The sequence below is a fragment of the Streptomyces abyssalis genome, from assembly GCF_001751365.1.
Classification (GTDB): Bacteria; Actinomycetota; Actinomycetes; order Streptomycetales; family Streptomycetaceae; genus Streptomyces; species Streptomyces abyssalis.
The window spans coordinates 441,323-462,937 of sequence record NZ_LJGT01000041.1 but is presented as its reverse complement, the minus strand read 5'-3'; the positions used below and the strand labels follow the sequence as shown (position 1 = coordinate 462,937).

At 69.2% G+C, this 21,615-nt stretch carries 23 protein-coding genes; 12 read left to right on the top strand and 11 right to left on the bottom strand.

The annotated features are described in order from the left end of the window. The first annotated feature begins 26 nt into the window (after positions 1–26). Positions 27–1,196 (top strand): cystathionine gamma-synthase, encoded by a 1,170-nt coding sequence (locus AN215_RS22945; RefSeq protein ID WP_070011195.1) that lies wholly within the window; start codon positions 27–29, stop codon positions 1,194–1,196. Between the two features lie 91 nt (positions 1,197–1,287). Here AN215_RS22945 and AN215_RS22940 read toward each other — a convergent pair whose 3' ends face one another. Genes AN215_RS22940 through AN215_RS22930 form a run of 3 tightly spaced genes read right to left on the bottom strand, consistent with a single transcriptional unit; the run spans position 1,288 to position 2,634 of the window. Next, the gene (locus AN215_RS22940; RefSeq protein WP_070011196.1) at positions 1,288–1,536 is read right to left on the bottom strand and encodes a hypothetical protein; all 249 of its coding nucleotides are present in this window, start codon (positions 1,534–1,536) and stop codon (positions 1,288–1,290) included. Next, the gene (locus tag AN215_RS22935) at positions 1,533–2,129 is read right to left on the bottom strand and encodes a sigma factor-like helix-turn-helix DNA-binding protein (protein ID WP_171904261.1); all 597 of its coding nucleotides are present in this window, start codon (positions 2,127–2,129) and stop codon (positions 1,533–1,535) included. Before AN215_RS22935 ends, AN215_RS22940 begins: the two co-directional genes overlap by 4 nt. A 55-nt stretch (positions 2,130–2,184) precedes the next feature. Continuing rightward, positions 2,185–2,634, bottom strand: coding sequence for a MarR family winged helix-turn-helix transcriptional regulator (locus tag AN215_RS22930; RefSeq protein WP_070011446.1), 450 nt, complete (start codon positions 2,632–2,634; stop codon positions 2,185–2,187). A gap of 294 nt (positions 2,635–2,928) precedes the next feature. Between AN215_RS22930 and ilvA the strand changes: the two genes are divergently transcribed. The 3 genes from ilvA (at position 2,929) to AN215_RS22915 (ending at position 6,348) form a co-directional block, all read left to right on the top strand. Next, the gene (gene ilvA, locus AN215_RS22925) at positions 2,929–4,179 is read left to right on the top strand and encodes a threonine ammonia-lyase (RefSeq protein WP_070011197.1); all 1,251 of its coding nucleotides are present in this window, start codon (positions 2,929–2,931) and stop codon (positions 4,177–4,179) included. Positions 4,180–4,435: 256 nt separating this feature from the next. Beyond that, positions 4,436–5,488: an ATP-binding cassette domain-containing protein gene (locus tag AN215_RS22920; protein ID WP_070011447.1), complete on the top strand. Its 1,053-nt coding sequence runs from the start codon at positions 4,436–4,438 to the stop codon at positions 5,486–5,488. Then, positions 5,485–6,348 (top strand): ABC transporter permease, encoded by an 864-nt coding sequence (locus tag AN215_RS22915; protein ID WP_070011198.1) that lies wholly within the window; start codon positions 5,485–5,487, stop codon positions 6,346–6,348. The genes AN215_RS22920 and AN215_RS22915 overlap by 4 nt, the downstream gene beginning before the upstream one ends. 143 nt (positions 6,349–6,491) lie before the next feature. Here the strand turns inward: AN215_RS22915 and greA are convergent, their stop codons facing one another. Together greA and AN215_RS22905 are read right to left on the bottom strand one after the other, a co-directional pair. Continuing rightward, entirely contained in the window at positions 6,492–6,989 is a 498-nt protein-coding gene (greA, locus tag AN215_RS22910; RefSeq protein ID WP_070011199.1) for a transcription elongation factor GreA, read from the bottom strand. 131 nt (positions 6,990–7,120) lie between these two features. Then, entirely contained in the window at positions 7,121–7,585 is a 465-nt protein-coding gene (locus AN215_RS22905) for a DUF4307 domain-containing protein (RefSeq protein WP_070011448.1), read from the bottom strand. Between the two features lie 113 nt (positions 7,586–7,698). Here AN215_RS22905 and mca point away from each other — a divergent pair, with 113 nt between their 5' ends. From mca to msrA, 3 genes are read left to right on the top strand one after another with little or no spacing between them, the layout of a single operon-like run. Next, on the top strand, positions 7,699–8,568 hold the full coding sequence (gene mca / locus AN215_RS22900; protein WP_070011200.1) for a mycothiol conjugate amidase Mca: 870 nt from the start codon (positions 7,699–7,701) through the stop codon (positions 8,566–8,568). Between the two features lie 4 nt (positions 8,569–8,572). Then, entirely contained in the window at positions 8,573–8,824 is a 252-nt protein-coding gene (locus AN215_RS22895) for a hypothetical protein (protein WP_070011201.1), read from the top strand. A 41-nt stretch (positions 8,825–8,865) separates the two neighbouring features. Further along, a complete protein-coding gene (msrA, locus tag AN215_RS22890) occupies positions 8,866–9,531 on the top strand; it encodes a peptide-methionine (S)-S-oxide reductase MsrA (protein WP_070011202.1) in 666 nt (221 codons plus the stop codon). A gap of 84 nt (positions 9,532–9,615) precedes the next feature. Here the strand turns inward: msrA and AN215_RS22885 are convergent, their stop codons facing one another. After that, a complete protein-coding gene (locus AN215_RS22885) occupies positions 9,616–10,620 on the bottom strand; it encodes a hypothetical protein (RefSeq protein ID WP_171904260.1) in 1,005 nt (334 codons plus the stop codon). 309 nt (positions 10,621–10,929) lie between these two features. Here AN215_RS22885 and AN215_RS22880 point away from each other — a divergent pair, with 309 nt between their 5' ends. Beyond that, positions 10,930–11,754 (top strand): alpha/beta fold hydrolase, encoded by an 825-nt coding sequence (locus AN215_RS22880; RefSeq protein ID WP_070011204.1) that lies wholly within the window; start codon positions 10,930–10,932, stop codon positions 11,752–11,754. Positions 11,755–12,152: 398 nt separating this feature from the next. On the opposite strand, the gene AN215_RS22875 is transcribed toward AN215_RS22880, so the two are convergent. From AN215_RS22875 to AN215_RS22855, 5 genes are all read right to left on the bottom strand, one after another. Next, complete coding sequence (locus tag AN215_RS22875; protein ID WP_070011205.1) at positions 12,153–12,374, bottom strand: hypothetical protein; 222 nt, start codon at positions 12,372–12,374, stop codon at positions 12,153–12,155. A 151-nt stretch (positions 12,375–12,525) separates the two neighbouring features. After that, positions 12,526–13,743 (bottom strand): sodium:solute symporter family transporter, encoded by a 1,218-nt coding sequence (locus AN215_RS22870; protein ID WP_107374449.1) that lies wholly within the window; start codon positions 13,741–13,743, stop codon positions 12,526–12,528. Then, entirely contained in the window at positions 13,674–14,630 is a 957-nt protein-coding gene (locus AN215_RS22865) for an IS481 family transposase (RefSeq protein WP_070008767.1), read from the bottom strand. The genes AN215_RS22870 and AN215_RS22865 overlap by 70 nt, the downstream gene beginning before the upstream one ends. A 24-nt stretch (positions 14,631–14,654) precedes the next feature. Continuing rightward, a complete protein-coding gene (locus AN215_RS22860) occupies positions 14,655–15,167 on the bottom strand; it encodes an SLC5/6 family protein (RefSeq protein WP_070031240.1) in 513 nt (170 codons plus the stop codon). A gap of 248 nt (positions 15,168–15,415) precedes the next feature. Continuing rightward, complete coding sequence (locus AN215_RS22855) at positions 15,416–15,907, bottom strand: SRPBCC family protein (RefSeq protein ID WP_070011208.1); 492 nt, start codon at positions 15,905–15,907, stop codon at positions 15,416–15,418. Positions 15,908–16,078: 171 nt separating this feature from the next. Here AN215_RS22855 and AN215_RS22850 point away from each other — a divergent pair, with 171 nt between their 5' ends. From AN215_RS22850 to AN215_RS22835, 4 genes are all read left to right on the top strand, one after another. After that, positions 16,079–16,501 carry a DUF1801 domain-containing protein gene (locus AN215_RS22850; protein ID WP_245694656.1) on the top strand — a complete coding sequence of 141 codons (423 nt, stop codon included), beginning with the start codon at positions 16,079–16,081 and terminating at the stop codon, positions 16,499–16,501. 471 nt (positions 16,502–16,972) lie between these two features. Continuing rightward, positions 16,973–18,616, top strand: coding sequence for a multicopper oxidase family protein (locus AN215_RS22845; protein ID WP_245694655.1), 1,644 nt, complete (start codon positions 16,973–16,975; stop codon positions 18,614–18,616). A 188-nt stretch (positions 18,617–18,804) separates the two neighbouring features. Then, positions 18,805–20,475, top strand: coding sequence for a PP2C family protein-serine/threonine phosphatase (locus AN215_RS22840; protein ID WP_070011449.1), 1,671 nt, complete (start codon positions 18,805–18,807; stop codon positions 20,473–20,475). Then, positions 20,472–21,542 (top strand): cobalamin B12-binding domain-containing protein, encoded by a 1,071-nt coding sequence (locus tag AN215_RS22835; protein ID WP_070011211.1) that lies wholly within the window; start codon positions 20,472–20,474, stop codon positions 21,540–21,542. The genes AN215_RS22840 and AN215_RS22835 overlap by 4 nt, the downstream gene beginning before the upstream one ends. Positions 21,543–21,615: the final 73 nt, after the last annotated feature.

The window sequence follows — 21,615 nt, the reverse complement described above, 5'->3', positions numbered from 1 at the left end:
ACCGTACGGCGCATTACCCTCGGGCCATGAGCGACCAGCGTGACAGCGGGCAGACGCCCCAGAGCTTCGAGACCCTCGCGATCCACGCGGGGCAGACGGCCGACCCGGCGACGGGGGCGGTCGTGCCGCCCATCTACCAGGTCTCCACGTACAAGCAGGACGGCGTCGGGGGCCTGCGCGGCGGCTACGAGTACAGCCGTTCCGCGAACCCGACGCGTACCGCACTCGAGCAGAACCTCGCCGCCCTCGAAGGCGGCCGCAACGCTTTCGCGTTCGCGTCCGGCATGGCGGCGGAGGACTGCCTGCTGCGGACCCTGCTCGTCCCGGGCGACCACGTGGTGATCCCGAACGACGCCTACGGCGGCACGTTCCGTCTCTTCGCGCGGGTCGCGGAGCGGTGGGGTGTGGAGTGGTCGGTGGCCGACACCTCCGACCCCGCGGCGGTACGTGCGGCGCTGCGCGACCGTACGAAGGCGGTGTGGGTGGAGACGCCGTCGAACCCGCTGCTCGGCATCAGCGACATCACCGCACTCGCCCAGCTCGCGCACGGCGCCGGCGCACGCCTGGTCGTGGACAACACCTTCGCGAGCCCCTATCTGCAGCAGCCCCTCGCCCTGGGCGCGGACGTCGTCGTGCACTCGACGACGAAGTACATGGGCGGCCACTCCGACGTCGTCGGCGGCGCGCTCGTACTGGACGAGGCGGAGCTGGCGGCGGAGGTCGCCTTCCACCAGAACGCGATGGGCGCCGTGGCAGGGCCATTCGACTCCTGGCTGGTCATGCGCGGCACGAAGACCCTGGCCGTACGGATGGAGCGGCACAGCGCCAACGCCTCCCGTGTGGCCGAGATGCTGCAGGCACACCCGGAGGTCGCGCAGGTCTACTACCCGGGGCTGCCCTCGCATCCGGGGCACGAGACGGCGGCGAAGCAGATGCGGGCCTTCGGCGGCATGGTCTCCTTCCGGGTGGCCGGCGGCGAGGAGGCGGCGGTGCGGGTGTGCGAGCGCGCGCGGCTGTTCACGCTGGGAGAGTCGCTGGGCGGCGTCGAATCGCTGATCGAGCACCCCGCGCGCATGACGCACGCGTCGGCGGCGGGTTCCGCGCTGGAGGTGCCGGCGGATCTGGTGCGGCTGTCGGTCGGCATCGAGTCGGTGGAGGACCTGCTGGCGGATCTGCGGCAGGCGCTGAGCCAGTAGCCACATGCGGCGGCCGGGCCTCGCGCTCCGGCCGCCGCCCGCGGGCGCTCCGGCCGCCGCCCGCGCCGCCACCAGGCGAGGGGCGGCGTCGCTACCAGCCGAGGGGCGGCGTCGTCCGGGCCGGCTGCACGGCCCAGGGCTCGGCGACGGCCGCCCACACGGCGAAGGCCACAGCGACCGCGAAGAACGCCCACAGCAACAGCGCCGCGGTACGCCGCCGGTGCGCCACGCGCAGCCCGCGCCGCAGCGCACGCTCGGCGAGGTCGGCCGGCACGGGAGCGGGCGGCACGGACTCCAGCAGGGCGCGCACCTCGGTCTCCTTGCGGTCGGGCACCCTCATGCTGCTCCTCCCGGCTCCCGGCCCGCCCCGGCGGGGCGCCGCGCGGGAAAGGCGGCTGCCGCATCTTCCCGGTGCCGCAGCCCCCCGAGCATGCGGGACGCGATCAGCGAGGCGGCGCCCGGCCGGGCTCCGCGCGGCCCTCCGCCCTCGCGCGAGCCCCCGCGGCTGAGCATCTCCGCCATGGCCCGCGTGCACAGCCCCCGCACCCGCTCCACCGGCAGCCCCAGCGACGCCGCGACCTGTTCCTCCGCCACGCCTTCGTACATCCGCAGCATCAGCATCAGCCGTTCCTGGGGAGGCAGGGCGTCCAGCATGCCGCCGCGGGGACGCCGGTAGCGGCGGGCGGTGTGCGCGAAGCGGGCGGTGAGATCGTGCCGCGTGCGCTCGTACGGATCCTCGCCGCGCAGACGGTCCCAGTCCGCGTACGTACGGGACAGGGCACCGACGAGCAGATCCTGCGCGGCCGGGGCGGCGCCGAAGGGCTCCCCGGTCAGCAGCGTGGCGGCATGCAGCAGCCGGCCTGCCGCGCCCGCGACGAACGCCTCGAACTCCCGGGCCCGGCGGCGTTCTTCCCGCGCCCGCCGCTCTCCCACCTCTGCGCCTCCCGACGCCCCGTACGGCAATAGGACGGCAGGCGCACTGATCAAATCAAGAGGGCGGTACTTCCGGAGTCTCCGTGGCGGGGTGGATGCCTTGCATCGCGGTGTTGAAGCGGGTCAGGAGCCTGCAGAAGGTCTCGCGGTCCTCCTCGCTCCAGTCGTCGGTGAGAACCGCCATCAGCTCCCGCCGCGAGGAACGCACCTGGCCGAGACGGGCGGTGCCGTGCGGCGACAGCTTGAGGACGACGGCGCGCCCGTCCTCCGGGTGCGTGGCGCGGGTGACCAGGCCTGCTTCCACGAGCGGCGCGACCTGGCGGGTGACGGTCGAGGAGTCGATGCCCATGCCGGACGCGAGCGCCTTGACGCCCATCGGGCCGACCTGGTCGAGCCGGTTGAGCAGGAGGTACGCGGCCCGGTCCATCGAGTTCCTCGCCTGGCCTATCCCGCCGAGGCGGGTCTGCTCGGCGCGGCGGGCGAAGACGGCCACCTGGTGCTGCATCGCGTCGAGGACGCGGGCTTCGGGGCCGGGGGCGTCGTGCGCCGGGGCTTCGCGGCTTTCACCGTCCTGTGCGGCTCGGGCGTGATCCGGGGTCTGATCTGTGCTGTTCACTGTCATCATGTCCGGTTGCATGGGCATGCCGAGGTGCTCGCTTCTTCGGGAAAAGTTACAAGGACACGGAAAGACCTGATCTGGTGCCAAGAGTACGCGGCGAGCGCGTGACCCGTACCGCTGCTGCTGAAAGGTGCCGCACCGCACGGTCGCCCGCGGCCGGCGAGCTGCGACACTGACGCCATGGTCTCCCCCGCCCCCGGCGCCTCAGCGGCCCCCGCTTCCCGGTCCGTCACCGTCGACGACGTACGGGCCGCGCAGAAGACGCTCACCGGTGTGGCCCGTACGACGTCCATGGAGGGCAGCCGGCACCTCAGCTCCCTCGTCGGCTCCCCGGTGCACCTCAAGTGCGAGAACCTCCAGCGCACGGGCTCGTTCAAGCTGCGCGGCGCATACGTGCGCATCGCCGGGCTCACCCCGGACGAGAGGGCGCGCGGCGTCGTCGCGGCGAGCGCGGGCAACCACGCGCAGGGGGTCGCGCTGGCGGCCTCGCTGCTCGGCGTGGACTCCACCGTGTTCATGCCGGAGGGCGCCCCGCTGCCGAAGGTCGCGGCGACCCGTGACTACGGCGCGGAGGTGCGGCTGCGCGGTCAGGTCGTCGACGAGACGCTGCGTGCGGCCCAGGAGTACGCGGAGGAGACCGGCGCCGTCTTCATCCACCCCTTCGACCATCCCGACGTGGTTGCCGGCCAGGGAACGCTCGGGCTGGAGATCCTCGAACAGTGCCCCGAGGTCCGCACCATCGTGGTGGGCGTGGGAGGCGGCGGGCTCATCGCGGGCATCGCCGTGGCGGTCAAGGAGCTGCGGCCCGACGTGCGGATCATCGGCGTGCAGGCCGAGGGGGCGGCGGCGTATCCGCCCTCGCTCGCGGCAGGCCGGCCCGTGGTGCTGGACTCGGTCTCGACGATGGCCGACGGGATCAAGGTGGGACGGCCCGGGGACGTGCCGTTCGAAATCGTTGGCGGCCTCGTGGACGAGGTCCGTACGGTGTCCGAAGACGCTCTCTCCAGCGCGCTGTTGCTCTGCCTGGAGCGGGCGAAGCTGGTGGTGGAGCCGGCCGGGGCCTCTCCTGTGGCGGCTTTGCTCTCACGGCCCGAGTCCGTCGAAGGGCCCGTGGTCGCGGTCCTCTCCGGAGGCAACGTCGATCCGCTGGTGATGCAGCGGACGCTGCGGCACGGCATGGCGGCCGCCGGCCGCTATCTGTCGCTGCGGCTGCGGCTGACGGACCGGCCGGGGGCGCTGGCGGCTCTGCTGAGGGAATTGTCAGTGGCGGACGCTAACGTCCTGGACGTGGGCCATGTACGGACCGATCCGCGGCTCGGGCTCGACGAGGTGGAGGTGGAGCTGCACTTGGAGACGAAGGGACCGGAACACTGCGAGGACGTCGCGGCCAAGCTGCGCACGGCCGGCTACACGGTCGTCCTGACCCGCTGACACCACCGGCCCGGTGGGCGACGGCCCGCGCGGAGCAGCAAACCGGGGGCACAGGGGGGCAGTCGGGGAGCCGATCCCCCACTTCACGGCAGCACTCGCGACTGTCGCGAGTCGCCGGACAGGAGTTGACGCGATACATCGCGTCAACTCATACTACTGACCTACGGTTTGCAGAACCAGCTTTTCTCATCACATGCCGGACATCTCCGGCCTGATCATCATCAACAATCACTTCTCCATACCTGGGAGCCCACTTATGCCAGGCGCCATTTACGCCGAGGGTCTCGTGAAGACCTTCGGCGCGGTAAGGGCACTGGACGGCGTCGACCTCGATGTCCCCGAGGGCACTGTTCTGGGTCTGCTCGGGCCCAACGGCGCCGGCAAGACCACGGCCGTGCGGGTGCTCACCACCCTCATCCGGCCAGACAGCGGCAAGGCTGTCGTGGCCGGGCTCGACGTGCTCAAGCAGCCCAACGAGGTGCGGCGTTCCATCGGCCTGTCCGGCCAGTTCGCCGCCATCGACGAGTATCTGACCGGCAGGGAGAACCTGCGGATGGTCGGGCAGCTCTACCAGCTCTCCGCACGCGACGCGAAGAAGCGGGCGGGCGAGCTGCTCGAGCGCTTCAACCTCGCGGACGCCGCGGACCGCACGGCCAAGACGTACTCGGGCGGCATGCGCCGCCGTCTGGACCTCGCGGCGGCGCTCGTCGTCCGTCCCCCGGTGATGTTCATGGACGAGCCGACGACCGGCCTCGACCCGCGTAACCGGCTCCAGCTGTGGGAGGTCATAGAGGAGTTGGTCGCCGGAGGCACCACCCTCCTGCTCACCACGCAGTATCTGGAGGAGGCCGACCGCCTCGCCCACGACATCGCCGTCGTCGATCACGGCAAGGTCATCGCCCGGGGCACGTCCGACCAGCTCAAGGCCCAGACGGGCGGCGAGCGCGTCGAGGTCGTCGTGCACGACCGCTCCGAGATCTCCGCCGCCGAGGCCATCCTGGCCAAACACAGCATGCCGGGCACCGGCCCGGAGGGCGTCACGGTCGAAAAGCACACGCGCAGGCTGACGGTCCCCGTCACCGGCGGTGCGAAGCTGCTCGCCGAAGTCATCCGCGAACTGGACGGCCGGGGCATCGAGATCGACGACATCGGCCTGCGCCGCCCCACCCTCGACGACGTGTTCATCACCCTCACCGGCCACGCGGCGGAGGACGCCGACGAGCAAGGCGGCGCGGAGGGCGGCGGCGCCACGGCGGACAAGAAGCAGAAGCGCAAGGACAGGAAGCAGAAGAAGGGGGCCGTCAAGTGACTGCCACGACCACGGCACCGGCGGCTCCCACTCCCGCGGCACCGGCCGGCGGCCTCCGCCAGTCCGTACGCGACTCCCTGACCGTCGCCAAGCGCAACCTCATCCGGATGCTGCGCATCCCCGAGGTCGTCGTCTTCGGGCTCTTCCAGCCCATCATGTTCGTGGTGCTCTTCAGCTACGTCTTCGGAGGCTCCATCAACCTCCCGGGTGCCGGCCTGGACCCGGGTCTCTACCGCGAGTTCCTGATGGCCGGCATCTTCGCCCAGACCGTCACCTTCGCCACGGCGGGTGCGGGCGCGGGCATCGCCGAGGACATGCACAAGGGCCTCATCGACCGTTTCCGTTCACTGCCGATGGCCCGCGGAGCGGTGCTCACGGGCCGTACGCTCGCCGACCTCGTGCAGACCGGGCTCACCCTGATAGTGCTGGGCCTCGTCGCGCTGCTCGTCGGCTGGCGCACCCATGAGAACGGGCTGAAGGTGCTGGCCGGGTTCGGCCTCCTGCTGCTCCTCGGGTATGCGTTCACGTGGATCGGCGCGCTGATCGGCCTGACGGTCCGCACGCCGGAGGCCGCCACCTCCGGGGGGCTGATCTGGCTCTTCCCGCTGACGTTCATCTCGAACGCCTTCGTCCCCTCGCAGAACATGCCCACGGTGCTGCGGCACTTCGCCGAGTGGAACCCGTTCAGTGCGACGGTGCAGGCCTGCCGCGAGCTGTTCGGCAACCTTCCACCGAACTACCCGGTGCCGGACGCATGGCCGATGCAGCACCCGGCCTGGGCCTCGCTGATCTGGTCGATCGTGATCATCGCGTTCTTCCGGACGCTGGCGGTGCGCAAGTACAAGTCGGCGACTGCCTGACGGGCGCCCCGGCACGCCCCGGCAGCCCACCCCGCACGCTGTGGCCCCGGCCGAATCGGCCGGGGCCCACAGCTGTGTGTTCCTTGCGTCTGACGGAGGAGCGCCTGCTCCGGTACGGCGGCAGCCCCCGCCCGTGAGGCGCCTCAGCCCTGGTACGGCTTCGCCTCCAGGATCTTCACCGACGCCATCTTGCCGTTCGGCAGTTCGTACTCCGCGTCCGTACCGACCTTCTTGCCGTTCACGCCGCTGCCCAGCGGGGACTGCGGCGAGTACGTCTCGATGTCCGAGCTTGCGTACTCCCGCGACGCGAGCAGGAAGGTCACCGTGTCGCTCTCGTCACCGTCGAAGGCGATCGTCACGACCATGCCTGGCGCCACCACGCCGGTGTCTGCGGGGGCCTCACCGACCTTGGCGTTCTCCAGCAGCTGTTCGAGCTGCCGCACGCGCAGCTCCTGCTTGCCCTGCTCCTCCTTGGCCGCGTGGTACCCGCCGTTCTCGCGGAGGTCGCCCTCTTCGCGAGCCGCCTCGATCTTCTTGGAGATCTCGGTACGTGCAGGACCCGACAGGTACTCCAGCTCGGCCTTGAGCTGGTCGTACGCCTCCTGGGTGAGCCAGGTGACGTTGTCGCTGGTCTGGGTCACAGGTGCTCCTCGTCGGTACTGGGAATAAAAACATCGCCCTGCCCAGAGGCTGCGCCTTCAGGGTGGGGCGGAAACTACGAGCCTAACAATTCCGGTGGAAAAGGGAAGAAGGACGAACGCTGCGTACGAAGTCAGTGACCTTCGGTTTCCCGCGGTTCGCAGCCCAGCAGCTCCGCGCTCGTGGCGCGCCTCGTCGTCCGCAGAGAGGCGACCGTGTCCACCTGCTCGGCGTCCCCGGCAACGGTCACGTCCTTGCGTCCGACCTCCGCGCCGTCCGCCGACCGCGCACGCAGCGTGCAGACGCCACCCACCTCCGCGTCCTTGCGGACCTCCAGGTGAACTTCCACCGTACGTCCGGAGACGACCTTGAACTTGATCACCTGGCCGCTCACCGCCTGGCCGCCCACGTAGTCCGCTCCGAACCAGCAGATCCCGGCGAGCGACAGCACTGCCAGGACCCCGCCGACGATCTTCAGCCTGCGGTCCGTACGCGCGTCCCGGCCGACGCCCGTGGCCGCGGTCCCGTACCGTCCCTGCGGCAGGTCGCCGGCCGCCGGGGCGCGCCGCCCGCCGTCCGCGGATCGCACGTCAGCCATGGCCGGGTCCACTTTCGTCGCATCGAGGGTGGTCTGGAATCGGGAATACATCGGGATGCCGATTCGGTCACTATAGGTGTCGCCCTCCATGACGAGTTGACGAGGACCGAGTCTTGACTGAGCAGCTGCGACTGATGGCCGTGCACGCGCATCCCGACGACGAGTCGAGCAAGGGTGCGGCCACCATGGCCAAGTACGTATCCGAGGGGGTGGACGTACTGGTCGCGACCTGCACAGGAGGCGAGCGCGGCTCCATCCTCAACCCCAAGCTCCAGGGCGATCCGTACATCGAGGAGCACATCCACGAGGTCCGCAAGAAGGAGATGGACGAGGCCCGGGAGATCCTCGGCGTGAAGCAGGCGTGGCTGGGCTTCGTCGACTCGGGGCTGCCGGAGGGCGACCCGCTGCCGGCGCTTCCGGAGGGCTGCTTCGCCGTGCAGGACGTGGACGTCGCGGCAGGCGCGCTCGTGCGCCTCATCCGTGAGTTCAGGCCGCAGGTGATCACCACGTACGACGAGAACGGCGGCTATCCGCACCCCGACCACATCATGACCCACAAGATCTCGATGGCGGCCTTCGATGCCGCCGGCGACCCGGAGAAGTATCCGGAGGCCGGCCCCGCCTGGCAGCCGCAGAAGATCTACTACAACCAGGGCTTCAACCGCCCCCGCACCGAGGCGCTGCACAAGGGGCTGCTGGAGCGCGGGCTGGATTCCCCGTACGGGGAGTGGCTGGAGCGGTGGAAGACGATGGGCCGCGAGCGCACGCTCACCACGTACGTGCCCTGCGGCGACTTCTTCGAGATCCGCGACAAGGCGCTCATCGCGCACGCCACGCAGATCGACCCCGACGGCGGCTGGTTCCGCGTACCGCTGGAGTTCCAGCGGGAGGTCTGGCCGACGGAGGAGTACGAGCTCGCGAAGTCCCTCGTGGACACCTCCCTACCCGAGGACGACCTCTTCGCGGGCATCCGCGACAATTGAAGACATGACCCTGACGAGTCCGGCCCACAACGCCGTCGTCCAGGTCCTTCCGCTGGCGAAGGACCTGGATGAGAACAAGGTGACGCCCGGCGTCCTCGGCTTCATCGTCTTCGCCGCGATGGGACTCGCGGTGTGGATGCTGCTGAAGTCGATGCACCGGCACATGAACAAGGTCGACTTCGAGGAGGCCCCTCCGGCGGGCGCCGCCCCCGAGGGCGACGGGACCGCCGGCAGGAGCCCCGGGCCCGGAGTCTGACCGGCACACACGAGTACGTATACGTACGACGGGAGTTCGCCATGCTGTTCGGCAGCCACAAGAACCACCTCCCGACCGCGGACGAGGCCCTGCCGGGCCGCCCCGAACGCGAGTTCACGGTCCCCGAGCGCCACACCGTCCTCGGCAACCCGCTGCTCGGTCCCTACCCGGAGGGTCTGTCGGTCGCGGACTTCGCCATGGGCTGCTTCTGGGGCGCCGAGCGGATCTTCTGGCGGGCCGACGGCGTCTGGACGACCCTCGTCGGCTACCAGGGCGGTCACACCCCGAACCCGACGTACGAAGAGGTCTGCTCCGGCATGACCGGGCACACCGAGGGGGTGCGCGTCGTCTACGACCCCGAGCGCATCTCCTACGACTCCCTCCTCAAGCTCTTCTGGGAGTCCCACGACCCGACGCAGGGCTTCCGCCAGGGCAACGACACCGGCACCCAGTACCGCTCGGCGATCCACACGCACGGCCCCGAGCAGCAGGCCGCGGCCGAGGCCTCGCGCGAGGTGTACCAGAAGGTCCTCACCTCCGCCCGCCACGGCGCCATCACCACGGAGATCCTCCCCGCCGAGCCCCGCCCCTTCTACCCGGCGGAGGGCTACCACCAGCAGTACCTGGACAAGAACCCGGCGGGCTACTGCGGGATCGGCGGCACGGGCGTGAGCTGCCCGGTGGGGGTGGCCGGGAGGGACGACTGAGGCTGGGCCGACCGCTGCTGCCCAGGAAGACGTGCCGCCTTGTCATGACGCGCTCCGTCCTACTACGCCACGACCACCGTCCTCCTACGCCGGGACGGGTTCGGGTGCCGGCCGCGTCGCCTCGGCCCACCGCCTCAGGCTCTCCTCCAGGTCGCTGACGATCGGGCGGAAGAACTCGCTGCGGGCGTCGCGATCAGTCATGGTGCTAACCACGAAGTTCGTCGCTCCGAAGCCCGCGAGAAGCGCGGCGCACCGCAGGAGGGCCTGCGGGACACCGGGTATGACCGAAGCGTCGGGCTTGGCGCCCACCCAGGTCTCCGCGGTCTGCGGATCGACGGCGACGACGCCCAGCACGGCGAAGAAGGCGAAGATGGCCACGCCGACGACTGTCGCCTGAACGAGCTGGCGCGTCGCCAGGACGGTCAGCACGTTGCGCATCTGCCGCTTGGTGAGGTTCACATCCTCCAGGGCGTCGAGTTCGTCCCGCAGGTGGCTGGCGCCGGCCGCGGTGGCGACCAGGGCGAACAGGCACAGGATCAACACCGTGCGCAGCCAGGTGAGATGGGCGCCGAGTTGCCACATCTCTCCCGCGAAGAAGCCGAGGAAGGTGACGAAGAGCATGGCCGGAAGAGCCCGACCGTGAAGTCGTACTGAGTTCCTGAGATCGCCCAGGGACTGCATGAACGCGACCCGGACGAGAGCGACGACCCCGAATTGCACTCCGGCGTAGCTGACGACCAGCCAGACGACTGCTGTTGCTGTGATGAGAATGCCGACCAAGAATGCGGCAAGGCCTGCGGGGATGCCGCCGGCCTCATTGCCTGTCGCCACCCATGCCCCGCGGTCGGCGGCGTAATGGAGGAGGATGACCGTCCAGGGCAGAGCGAGGAAAAGGACCGTGATCCCGAGAACGACCCATCGAGGCAGTTCCCACACGTGCGCGCGCAGCTTTCCGCACAGAACCCATACAGCGACACCTGCCGCCGAACCGGCCGCAAAAGGCGATATCTCCGCAAAGATTCCGTCTCGCGTGATGACGACCGTCACGAACGCGGCGAAGAAGGCAAGAGAGGGCAGCATCCGGGGCACGACGTGGGTGCGTGCGGTCCATCCGGGCACCAACTGCGGAAGTCCACTGCGTATCAGAAAGCGCTCGATCCTCACCGAGCCCCCGTTCATGTTCATGCGCGCCAATGGAACACGGGCCCCGTGGAATCACGGATGAGTAATCTCTACTCAAGACCGGCACCGGCAACCAGTGAGGAAGTCACTGTGCTGCGGCGGCGATCGGTCCTCATCGCGGAGACCTCGGCGCAGCAGCGGAGCTTCGGACACCGCCGGTCCGGGCACCAGCCCCACGGCCCGATATCAAGACGCGATCCTGACAAGGACTCACTGATGGCGACACTGCAGGTCAACGGTGCGACGGTTGCCTACACGGACACGGGAGCTCCCACGGGCAGGCCCGATGCTCCCACCGTCGTGTTCGGCCACGGGCTGCTGTTCAGCGGCTGGATGTTCCACCCGCAGATCGAGGTCCTGCGGCGGCGCTACCGCTGCGTCACCCTGGACTGGCGGGGCCAGGGCGACAGCCCGGCCACTTCTTCCGGTTACGACATGGACACCCTCGCCGAAGATGCCGCGGCCCTCATCGAGGAACTCGGCCTCGCTCCCGTCCACTTCGTGGGTCTGTCGATGGGCGGCTTCGTCGGTCAGCGTCTCGCCGCCCGGCGTGGTGAACTGCTCCGCTCGCTGTCCCTGCTGGACACCAGCGCCGATGAGGAGGACCCCGCTGAGGCCAAGCGGCACCGGCTCCTCGCCTCGGTCTACCGGGTCGTCGGCATCACCCCGGTACGGAGGCAAGTGCTGCCCTTGATGTTCGGGGCGCCTTTCCTGTCATCTCCGGCGAGCGAGCCGCTCGTACGTGAGTGGACTCGGCGTCTGCGGCGTTGCGATCGCGCGGGAATCCGCAAGGCGGTGCTGGGCGTCGCGAACCGTGTACCCGTACGGGACGAACTCAGGAACATCGCGCTGCCCACCCTGGTCGTCGTCGGCGAGGCCGACGTCGCCACGCCGCCGGCCAGGGCGGAACGGATCGCGGCAGGCATCGACGGCGCACGCCTGGAAGTGGTGCCCGACGCCGGGCACACCAGCACACTCGAACAGCCGGCCATCGTCAGCTCGCTGCTGGAGGACTTCCTCACCTCGGTCGACGAGCGCTGACCGGCGAGAGCGGAGCGGCATGCCGAACTCGTCCGCCGCCGACCGCCGTCCGCCGAACCCTCCGATCGGTGGCCGGGCCTGAGCCCCGAGCTGCGCTCCCTGCCCCTGTCCGGAAGCGTGGATCAATGGGCCGACAGCACCGACCTCCTCGAACGGCAACGGCCCCTGCGGGCTGCTCTCACCGCACTCCCGTGGCCGTGCGGCGGCGAACAGCTCGCTCAAGACCGCCCCTGGCCCAAGCGTTCGGCGGAGTGCGAGCATCCAGTGATGTCGCGGAGCTCACTCAGGAGTGAGCTCCGCGCGGGAAGGATCATCCGGTACGGGCTGATATCCCGGACCTGCCGGCGGACATCCGGCGACGGGCCGAGCTCTGCGGCCGACAGACCCGGGTCACGACGTCAGAGCTTGTCCATCCCCGTGTACGGGCTGACGATCCGGGCCTGCAGGGAGCCGAAGTCGACGAGCATCGCGATCCCGTCCTCGACGCCGATGATCCTTCCGAGGCCGTATCGGTCGTGTGAGACGCGGTCTCCCAGCGCGAAGTGCTTGATCAACGGTTCGGCCGGAGCCTTGAAGGGGCTTGTGCGCAAGTGGCGCCGAGGCGCGGAGGGCTTCGTCATCGTGAGTTCAGTATGCGCTGCCTGAGCCCTGGGGGGACAGTGCGGGGAGCGCGGGGGCCGGCGGCGGTGCGCGTCGTGCGGCATCGACAGTCGGCGCTGAAAAGGGCTGACCGTTCCGGCCTGCTCCGGCGCCGCCCGCGCCCGCTGCTGATCAGCCTTGAGCACTCTCGGTCGGCACGGAGCGGCCTGTCAGCTGAGGGGATGCGGTTCCGCGGCGGCTGAAGGCCCAGCAGATCAGGAATCCAGTCGGCACGCTCAGCAGGCTCGGTGAGTACAGCGGCCACACGCTCCAGTCGGCACCCGGGAAGAGCGCGTGGGTGGTGCCCGAGACCAAGGGCGAGAGGAAGATCAGGGTCAGGTTGATCACGGTGGTCACCATGACGCAGTACCTGATCGCAGCGCCTGGGATCTGCCGCTTGCCCAGAGCGAACACAAGCAGCGGCAGCAGCGTCGAGACCGTTTCCGTGTAGGTGAGGACCAGCCAGAACTGCGGGCTCACGTCGATCGTCAGCGCCGCGACCAGGATGCAGACGACGCCAAGGCCGACCATGGCTGAACGGGCCCGCACCGCTCCTCCGTCGCGGCGGGCGTCCGGTTCCACCTCGGCGCCGCCACTGCGGCCCAGGTCGTGCACGATCGACGCGGACGCGGACAACAGCATCACGGACGCGGACGCGAGAATCGTGAGGAAGACGGCGCACATGATGAAGAACATGAGCTTGCCCACCTCGCCTGTCTCGCTGCCGTCCAGGGCGATGGCGAGCAAGGCCAGGTTCACACCGCCGAACTGCCCCTCCTGGGCCAGCTCTTCACGCCCGACCAGGGCGGCGGTGCCGAAGCCGAGGAACAGGGCGGTGCTCACGAGAAAGCACAGGGCGGCCGCCCCCACACCGGCCGCTTTCCGGGCGCTGAGTGCATCCGGTGACCCGGCCAGGCGGACCGCGATGTGCGGCAGGAAGGCGGCACCGACCAGCACGCATCCGGCGAAGCCGAGGAGGTCCAGGTGCCCGGCGATGCCCCCTCCGAAGAGTCCCCCGGTGCCGAGATAGGCCCCTGTGCTTCCCTGCTCCCGCTCGGCGGCCTCCAGCAACGTGCCGATGTCACCGTCGAAGCGCAGCAGCACCATGACCGCCATCACCGGGGCGACCAGCAGGAACGAGGCGACCGTGCCGATCTGGTGCATGGTCGCGCCGCGGGCTGCGCCGATCGCGGCACAGGCGAGGATCAGGCCGCCCGCCAGCACGACGATCATCCGCCGGGAGAACGTATCGTCCAGCCCGATCAGTTGGGCGGCGTGGCCTAGCTGTATTGACCTGATGCGTTGTTCACACGGCTGATTGGTGGCTGGCCTCCGAGTGCTGTGTGGCATCGGTGGTGGTTGTAGGTGTGCAGGAAGCTGTCCAGTGCGGCTGTGCGCTCTGCGTTGCTGGCGTAGGGCTGTTGGTAGGCCCATTCATCGAGAAGGGTGCGGTTGAAGCGCTCGACCTTGCCGTTGGTCTGTGGCCGGTAGGCGCGGGTGCGCTTGCCCGTCGCGCCGAGATCGGTCAGAGCCTGCTGGAACAAGCTGCTCTTGCGGTAGGACCAGGCGTTGTCGGTCAGCACCCGCTCGATGCGGCGGATGCCGTGGTGGGCAAAGTGGGCGGCCGCTCGGTAGAGGAAGCCGGCGCATGTGGCTGCCTTCTCATCGGTGTGGACCTCGCTGTAGGCCAGGCGGCTGTGGTCATCGACGGCGGAGTGGATGTAATCGAAGCCGACACCGGTCTTGGTGAGCCGGCTCTCGGCCCGGCCGTGGACACGCCAGCCGCCGCCATCGGGGATACGTCCGAGCTTCTTGACATCGACGTGTACCAACTCGCCGGGAGCCGCGCGTTCGTAGCGTCGGATCACGGTTCCAGTGGGTCGGTCCATCCAGGCCAGCCGGTGCAGACCATGCCGCGTCAGTATCCGGTGAACGGTCGAGGCGGGCAGGCCCAGGATCGGCCCGATCCTGGCCGGTCCCAGCTTGCGGATCCGGCGCAGTTCGCACACCCGGGCCTCGTCTGCGGCCGGGGTGCGACGCGGCGTGGTGTGCGGTCGGCTGGAGCGGTCGTGCAGCCCTGCTTCGCCCTCCCGGCGCCAGCGGCGGACCCACTTGTGGGCGGTGACCCGGGAGATCCCCATCGCACCCGCAACATGAGCGACGGGACAGCCGGAACGGACACGATCGACCAGCAGCCGCCTGCCATGAACAGTCAGACGGGCATTACGGTGGGACACGAAGACCTCCCTGCGGTGCAGTCCTTAGACAGCTCCACCACAGCGGAGGTCTTCGCTATTGATCAAGACCCCAGAGTTAACAACGCTCATGATCAATACACCTAGCGGCTGGAGCTGCCCGATGAGCAGAGGCACGACGGCCATCAGGCACGCGATCCCCACCCAACGCTTGGCGCGCCCGTGCGGCAGGTGGCGGGTGACGATCTCGCCGAAGGTCCGGCCTCTGGCCGCCGGCAGCCTGGCGGCCAGCCAGCTCCGCATCAGCAACGGAGACGCGGCCGCACAGCAGAAGATGATCACTCCGTCGAGACCCCCGAAGGCGACGGTGCCGATCAGGTAGAGCACGGCGGCGGTCGGCATGATGTCGCCGGCGAAGGCCAGGCCGGTGGGCACGGTGCCGAGCTGCTTGCCCTCGCGGAAGAAGCCGTCGCCCGTACGCAGATCGGGGCTGACCCACATGGCCACGAACAGGCAGACGGCTATGAACAGCAAGAACAGGCACACGGCAAGGAAACGTGGTTCGAGGAAGTCGTTCATGTGCCGAACAGCCTGTTCGGTGAGCGGGAGGTCATCCTGATTGCTCCGGTGATGATCGCGGGCTCACGGGGCGCCCGTGCCCTCGGGGATGCGGCATGGCAAGTCGGCGTTACCGGAGGTTACCTGATGACCCGTGAGTTCAGATCCCCCTTTGCACCGCCCTCTCACCGGGCGCTGGTGATCGGTGGGTCGGCCCGCGGTCACGTCGGCTGCTCACCACTCTCCGGGAGACGAACGCCGGCCGTAGATCACTCCTTCGCTTCGCGGACGTCCTTGCCCTGCTCGGCGAAGGCCTTGAAGTCCTGCATGTGCTGCAGCGACTGCTTGCGGAAGGCGCCGGGCATCAGGAGCGCCACCAGCCGCATCAGCAAACCGCTGAAACGGTATTCGCTCTCGCTCACCCAGAGCGTCGTCTCCGGGCCGGCTTCGGTCAGCCGGTCGCGCACGGCGCTCCACATGCCATCGCCGACGATCTCGCGGTCGAAGTGGACGACGCTCCCGCTCGGGATCCCGTTAAGGTCTGCCGGTTCCCGGCGCGTGATGGTCTCGGTGCACTCCATCTTCTGCTTCCCCGTCTGCAGCACGACCCGCGATTTGGTACCGACCTGACCGTGCACCCCGCTCAGCGGCTCATGCAATACCAGACCCCGCAGCCACTTCGCCATGTGTGCCGGGTCGGCGAGCAGCTGTACCGCCCTCTCCCGCGGCAGGGAGATCTCGATGGAGACGGTGTACTTCATGGCGAGAGCTCCGGGTTCCCGAGTGAAAAGGCATGCACTTGCAGCCTCGCCTCATATTGTTCAGTCACGTCCCCATGGACACCACCCCCCACCGCCGGCCGCCATCGTGCCCAAGCGAGTGGGAACCAGCTCGTCGTCCGACGATCGCGCCGTCCCGTTAGCATGACGCGCATGGCAGATCGGCCGGAGAAGCCGCGACTGTTGTCAGGCGGCAACCCTCAGATTCCGAAGAGCGACGGCGATGAGCCTGTCCAGGCCTATATCGCTGCGATGCCGGGCTGGAAACGCGATGTCGGCCGCCGTCTGGACGCCCTCATCGTGCGTACCGTCCCCCGGGTGGGCAAGGCCGTCCGCTGGAACTCGCCCTTCTACGGCGTTGAAGGCAACGGATGGTTCCTCAGCTTCCACTGCTTCACAAGGTACGTAAAGGTGACCTGGCTCAACGGCTCATCGCTGGACCCGCTGCCCCCGGGCGACTCCAAGCATGAGCACGTGCGCTACCTCGACATCCATGAGGATGAGGAGCTCGACGAGGAGCTCATTGCGAGCTGGATCCGCCAGGCCGCCGACCTGCCCGGCGAGGATCTCTTCTGAGCAAACCGTCCCGGCCGCAGCAGATTCCGGGCCGGTCCGAGTGACACGGTCTTAACATACACTCGGATTTGCGATGATAATTCGGTTCCAATTTCCCAGGCGGCTGAATTAGTGCCGAGATCGACTCAATGAGTGATTTTCTCAGCCTGGAACGGGATATTTCCGCGACGTACGGACCGGCCCTGTATCTGTTGAACCTCACGTGAGGCGACGGAAGGGCTGGAGACGATGGTTGCGCGAAGGAAATTCCTCACGGCCGGCGCTGTCGGCGGTGCGGCGATGTCGCTTCCGCTGGATGTCCTGGGAGGACGGGCACACGCGTTGACGGGGGCCGCGACAGGGCATGGGGACACGGGCTCCTCGGTGACGCAGACCCCTCCGCTGGAGAAGTACGTCGACCCGCTGCCCAGACCGAAGACCGCTGTCCCGGATCCCTCCGTCTATCCGGATGCCGACTACTACGAGTTCACAATGCGGCAGGGCTCGTGGCGCTTCCACCGGGATCTCGGACCGGCGACCGTGTGGGGTTACTGGGCCAAGAACCCGGAAAATCCCGACCGGCCGACGGGCATGGGCTATCTCGGGCCGACCTTCAGCGTCACCAAGGACCGTCCGACGGTCGTCAAATACCGCAATGAGCTGCCGACCACCCACCTGTTCCAGTTCGTGATCGACCGAATTCGCAGCGGAGACCCCCAGCTCACCCCGGTCGCTCCGCCTCCCTACAAGAGCCACCCGCCCTTTCCCGCGAACATCAACGTGTGGAACGTCGTACATCAGCACGGCGGTTTCACCGCGCCGCAGTCCGACGGCATGCCCATGCAGTCGTTCAGCCCCGACGGCTTTCAGGGCGAGTCCTACTCGACGCTCGACCCGGACCGGGTCCGGCGCAACGAGGCGATCTACGCGTACACCAACCGCGAACGTTCGTCGATGCTCTGGTATCACGATCACGCCATGGGAATGACCAGCCTCAACATCTATGCGGGTCTGGCCGGTCTCTACCTCGTCCGCGACCCCGCTGACAAGCAACTCGGGCTCCCGCGGGACGAGTTCGAGGTCCCTCTCATCCTGCAGGACCGGTCGTTCCACCGGGACGGCTCGCTCGCCTACACCATGACCGAGAGGGAGGGCGAGGACACCCCGGTCGTCAACGGCAAGGCATACCCCTTCCTGGCCGTCGAGCCGCGACGCTACCGGCTGCGCATTCTCAATGCCTCGAACGAACGTCACTGGCGGCTGAAGTTCGCTGTCCCCAGGGACGTCCTGCCTCAACCCACACTGCCGTTCTGGCTGATCGGCACGGACGGCGGATTCCGTACCCCGCTGCAAATGCTGAACTTCCTGATCGGGCCGGCCGAGCGGTACGACTTGATCGTCGACTTCAGCGAGATGCCGATGGGGACGAACGTCACGTTGACGAACTACAACGCGCCGGTCCACTACCCCGGCGGCGCCGGGCCGGAAATCTCGGAAATCATGCAGTTCAAGGTCACCGAACGGCTGTCCGGAGGCGCGGACAGGACGACACCCGCCAGGAAACTCAAACTGCCGTCGGTCTCACCGATCAAGCCGAAACCCAGGACCCGCCGACGGGAATGGGTCCTGTACCAGCAAAAGCTCTTCGGCACCATGACGTTCAACGCGGTGCCGTTCATGGAGCCGTCCCAGGACTTCATCAAGGCAGGCTCGACGGAGATCTGGGAATACATCAATCCCAACCACGACGCGCACCCGATGCATGTCCACCTCGTCAACTTCCAGGTCCTGAACAGGCAGCCGCTCGACGCGGCCGGCTATCAGGCGGATTACGAGAAGTGGCTCGAGGGTGGCCGCAAACCGGCGGACAAACCGGTGCTGACCGAGTACCTCACCGGTCCGCCGATTCCGCCGGACCCGGACGAGGCACGGTCCTACAAGGACACGGTGAAGGCCTATTCGGAGATGGTGACGAGAATCATCATTCAGGAATTCGATCCTCCGACGGATACGATCGCGTCGCTGGCGGGAAGCGGCACCAAGTTCCCGGCGACGTACGTCACCCACTGCCACATTCTCGAGCACGAGGACGACGACCTGATGCGCCCCTGGACGATCGTCCGGCCCCGCGACTGATCTCGGATCCGCAAAAGTGCCCGTCAGTTCCGCTGACGGGCACTTCACGTTCCGGCCCGCACCCCCATCACCCGTACGGACGACCCTTCGCGGCTCACACCGCCACCGCAGAGAGCAAACTGAAAAGCAGGCGGCAACCCGGACGGCATGGCGCAGCGGCGGACACGGAATGGGCGGTGGCCGGGTCGATGACGGAAGACGGTGACAGCGGACAGGCACCGGTCCAGACCCCGGTCCTGCCGGGCGAGCTGCTGGATCTGGTGGACGAGGCCGTGGTGATGTGCGACCGGGCCGACGGGACCGTCCGCGGATTCAACCGTGCCGCCGCCCGCCTGTTCCCCCGGCTCCGCCTCGGCGAGCCGGTGAGCGCCTCCGCGGCCGAGCCGCTCGCCCGCGCCGCCGCCCGTGGGGCGGAGCAGTTCGACACTGTCCACGAAGGACGCAGGCTCGACGGCCGCCGGCAGAGCGCAGGCGGAAACACGGTGTGGCTGGTCCGGGAGGTCGGCAGCGCACAGCAGGCCGAAGCGGCGCTCCTCGGTGAACGCGACAGGTCGGCCTTCCTGGAGGAGACCGCCCGGCGTCTGGGTGCCTCGCTCCACCACGGCCGCACCGTCCGCACGCTCGTCCAGATCGCGGTCCCGAAGCTGGCGGACGCGTCCGTGGTCGTTCTGCCCGCGAGCGGACGGCGTACGGTCTGGCACCGTGCGGGGCCCGGCGACGACCGGTCCTCGGGAGAGGTGACGGTCGAGTCGCTCGAACAGGTGCCGAAGGTGGCGGACGCGCTGCACGGGCTCCAGCCGCGCCCCGCTGTCGTCCGGCCGCAGGAGATGGACGCGCTCGACCCCGTCATCGCAGGTGAGCTGATCCCCGGAGAGACCGGCGGGGCGCTCGTCGTCCAGCTCACCGCGGGGGGTGTGCCGGCCGGAGCGCTGATCCTGCTGCGCGGCCCGGCACGAGCCCGCTTCGACGAGGCGGACATCGAACTGGCGCACCAGTTCGCCGTGCGGGCGGGACTCGCGCTGGCCACTGCTGCGCTGTACTCGCAGCAGGCCCACACCATCGCCGTCCTGCAGGCCAGCATGGCTCCGGAGCCGCTGCCGGAGGTCGAGGGTCTCAGGCTGGGCGCCGCCTACCGGCCGGCAGCGGAAGCGCTGCACATCAGCGGCGACTTCTACCACGTGGCCCCTAGCTCCGAGGACGGGATCACCTTCTTCTTCGGTGACGTGTCCGGCAAGGGCGCGGAGGCCGCGGTACTGGCGGGGCACGTGCGGCAGAGCCTGCGGACCCTGGCCATGACCACGACCGCACCCGAGCCGCTGCGTGACCTGCGGCTGCTCAACGACGTCGTGATCAGCGACGGCAGCAGCTTCACGACCATCGTCACCGGCTCCGCCCGCGCCCGCGGTGACGGCTCGGTGACCGTCGAGATCGCCAACGGCGGCCACCTCCCGCCGCTCGTGCTGCGTTCCGACGGAAGAGTCGAGGAAGTCCACTGCGAAGGGACGATCGTCGGCGCGGTGCGCGATCCCGACTTCAGCAGTACGGAGTTCCGCCTCCGGCCCGGAGAGCTGATGCTTCTCTACAGCGACGGGGTCACCGAGGCACGGGGCGGCGCGAGCGGCCGCGAGATGTACGGCGACGAACGCCTCGCCGACGCGCTGGCCGGCTGTTTCGGGATGCAGGCCGCCTCGATCGCGGAGCGGGTGGAGCTCCTCACCACCCAGTGGCTTGCCGGCCGCCCGCACGACGACATCTCCGTCCTGACGCTTCAGGCACCGCCCCGCCGTGGTTCAGCACCGCTGCGGCAGCACCACGCTCCCGGCGCGCCCGGAGCCGCCCAGGACCCGGAGAGCCGATGAGCGGCACCGGAATCACCGACGTGGTACGGGCCGAATTCGACGCCTGCCTGGCAGGGGCCGACGAGGACGGAGCGCTCGGCCTGGCCGTCGGCCTTGTGGCGAGCGGCCTGAGCGCGGAGGAGGTGCTGCTCGGGCTGGTGGCGCCCGCGCAGGTGACGGTCGGTGAGAAATGGGCGTCCGGGGAGTGGACGGTGGCGCGGGAGCACGCGGCCACTCACGTCAGCAGGCGGACCGTCGACGCGGTCGCCGCCGCCGCTCGCGGCACCGCCCGTACGCCTGCCGGGGCAGGCTCGCAGGGCCACGTACTGGTGGCGTGCAGCGACGGCGAATGGCATGTCCTGCCCTCCCACATCCTGGCGGAGGTGCTGCGGCTGCGGGGCTTTCACGTGCGGTCGCTCGGCGGGGACGTCTCCCCTTACGGGCTGCTCTCCGACGTACATCAGAACGGTCCCGACCTGGTCGCCCTCTCGTGCACGCTGCCGTGGAACCTTCCGCGTGCGCACCGCCAGATCGAGACGTGCAGATCGGCCGGTGTGCCCGTGATGGCGGGCGGTCCGGGATTCGGTCCTGAGGGCATGTGGGCGTACCCGCTGGGTGCGGACCTGTACGCGGCCGACGCCCGGCGTGCCGCGGAAGCGCTGCTCAGCCGCTGGCCGCCGGAGCTGCGCGGTGAGTCGTCGGTCCAGGCCGGTGCCGTCGAGGCGTACGCGATGCTCGTGAGGCAACACCCCGGTCTGCTGGAGCACTCGGTCTGCGCCCTGCGGGACGGCTTCCCCGGCCTGCGGGGGCGCTCGGGGGTCGAGCACGAGGAGGATGCCGAGTTCGTCGGCCGGCTGCTGGACTCCCTTGCGGCGGCAGTCTTCATGGACGACGAGCGCGTGTTCACCGGCCAGCTCGCCTTCGCCGCGGGGTTCCTCACGGCCCGCTCGGTGGACCCCGGCTGTCTCCGCGAGATCGTGGACGCCCTGGCCGGCCGGCTGAGCGAGTCACCCCGGGCCCTGGAGAAGCTCTCGGCGGGGCGGCGGTGGCTCGCCGAGCAGGGCGAAGACCTCCGCCGTCAGGGATGACGGGCCCGGCGAGCCGGCCCCGTCACGCCATTCCGCTCCCGCAAGCCGGCGACGCACCTCCGCCCGCGTCGTC

What these genes read in the sequence shown, in the direction of transcription:
- AN215_RS22855 (WP_070011208.1), bottom strand. Translation starts at nt 15,907, where the DNA reads ATGAAGTACACCGTCTCCATCGAGATCTCCCTGCCGCGGGAGAGGGCG.
- AN215_RS22945 (WP_070011195.1), top strand. Translation starts at nt 27, where the DNA reads ATGAGCGACCAGCGTGACAGCGGGCAGACGCCCCAGAGCTTCGAGACC.
- AN215_RS22905 (WP_070011448.1), bottom strand. Translation starts at nt 7,585, where the DNA reads ATGGCTGACGTGCGATCCGCGGACGGCGGGCGGCGCGCCCCGGCGGCC.
- AN215_RS22920 (WP_070011447.1), top strand. Translation starts at nt 4,436, where the DNA reads ATGCCAGGCGCCATTTACGCCGAGGGTCTCGTGAAGACCTTCGGCGCG.
- AN215_RS22835 (WP_070011211.1), top strand. Translation starts at nt 20,472, where the DNA reads ATGAGCGGCACCGGAATCACCGACGTGGTACGGGCCGAATTCGACGCC.
- AN215_RS22845 (WP_245694655.1), top strand. Translation starts at nt 16,973, where the DNA reads ATGCGGCAGGGCTCGTGGCGCTTCCACCGGGATCTCGGACCGGCGACC.
- AN215_RS22850 (WP_245694656.1), top strand. Translation starts at nt 16,079, where the DNA reads ATGGCAGATCGGCCGGAGAAGCCGCGACTGTTGTCAGGCGGCAACCCT.
- AN215_RS22940 (WP_070011196.1), bottom strand. Translation starts at nt 1,536, where the DNA reads ATGAGGGTGCCCGACCGCAAGGAGACCGAGGTGCGCGCCCTGCTGGAG.
- msrA (WP_070011202.1), top strand. Translation starts at nt 8,866, where the DNA reads ATGCTGTTCGGCAGCCACAAGAACCACCTCCCGACCGCGGACGAGGCC.
- AN215_RS22870 (WP_107374449.1), bottom strand. Translation starts at nt 13,743, where the DNA reads ATGCCACACAGCACTCGGAGGCCAGCCACCAATCAGCCGTGTGAACAA.
- AN215_RS22860 (WP_070031240.1), bottom strand. Translation starts at nt 15,167, where the DNA reads ATGAACGACTTCCTCGAACCACGTTTCCTTGCCGTGTGCCTGTTCTTG.
- AN215_RS22895 (WP_070011201.1), top strand. Translation starts at nt 8,573, where the DNA reads ATGACCCTGACGAGTCCGGCCCACAACGCCGTCGTCCAGGTCCTTCCG.
- ilvA (WP_070011197.1), top strand. Translation starts at nt 2,929, where the DNA reads ATGGTCTCCCCCGCCCCCGGCGCCTCAGCGGCCCCCGCTTCCCGGTCC.
- AN215_RS22840 (WP_070011449.1), top strand. Translation starts at nt 18,805, where the DNA reads ATGACGGAAGACGGTGACAGCGGACAGGCACCGGTCCAGACCCCGGTC.
- AN215_RS22880 (WP_070011204.1), top strand. Translation starts at nt 10,930, where the DNA reads ATGGCGACACTGCAGGTCAACGGTGCGACGGTTGCCTACACGGACACG.
- AN215_RS22930 (WP_070011446.1), bottom strand. Translation starts at nt 2,634, where the DNA reads ATGCAGCACCAGGTGGCCGTCTTCGCCCGCCGCGCCGAGCAGACCCGC.
- AN215_RS22875 (WP_070011205.1), bottom strand. Translation starts at nt 12,374, where the DNA reads ATGACGAAGCCCTCCGCGCCTCGGCGCCACTTGCGCACAAGCCCCTTC.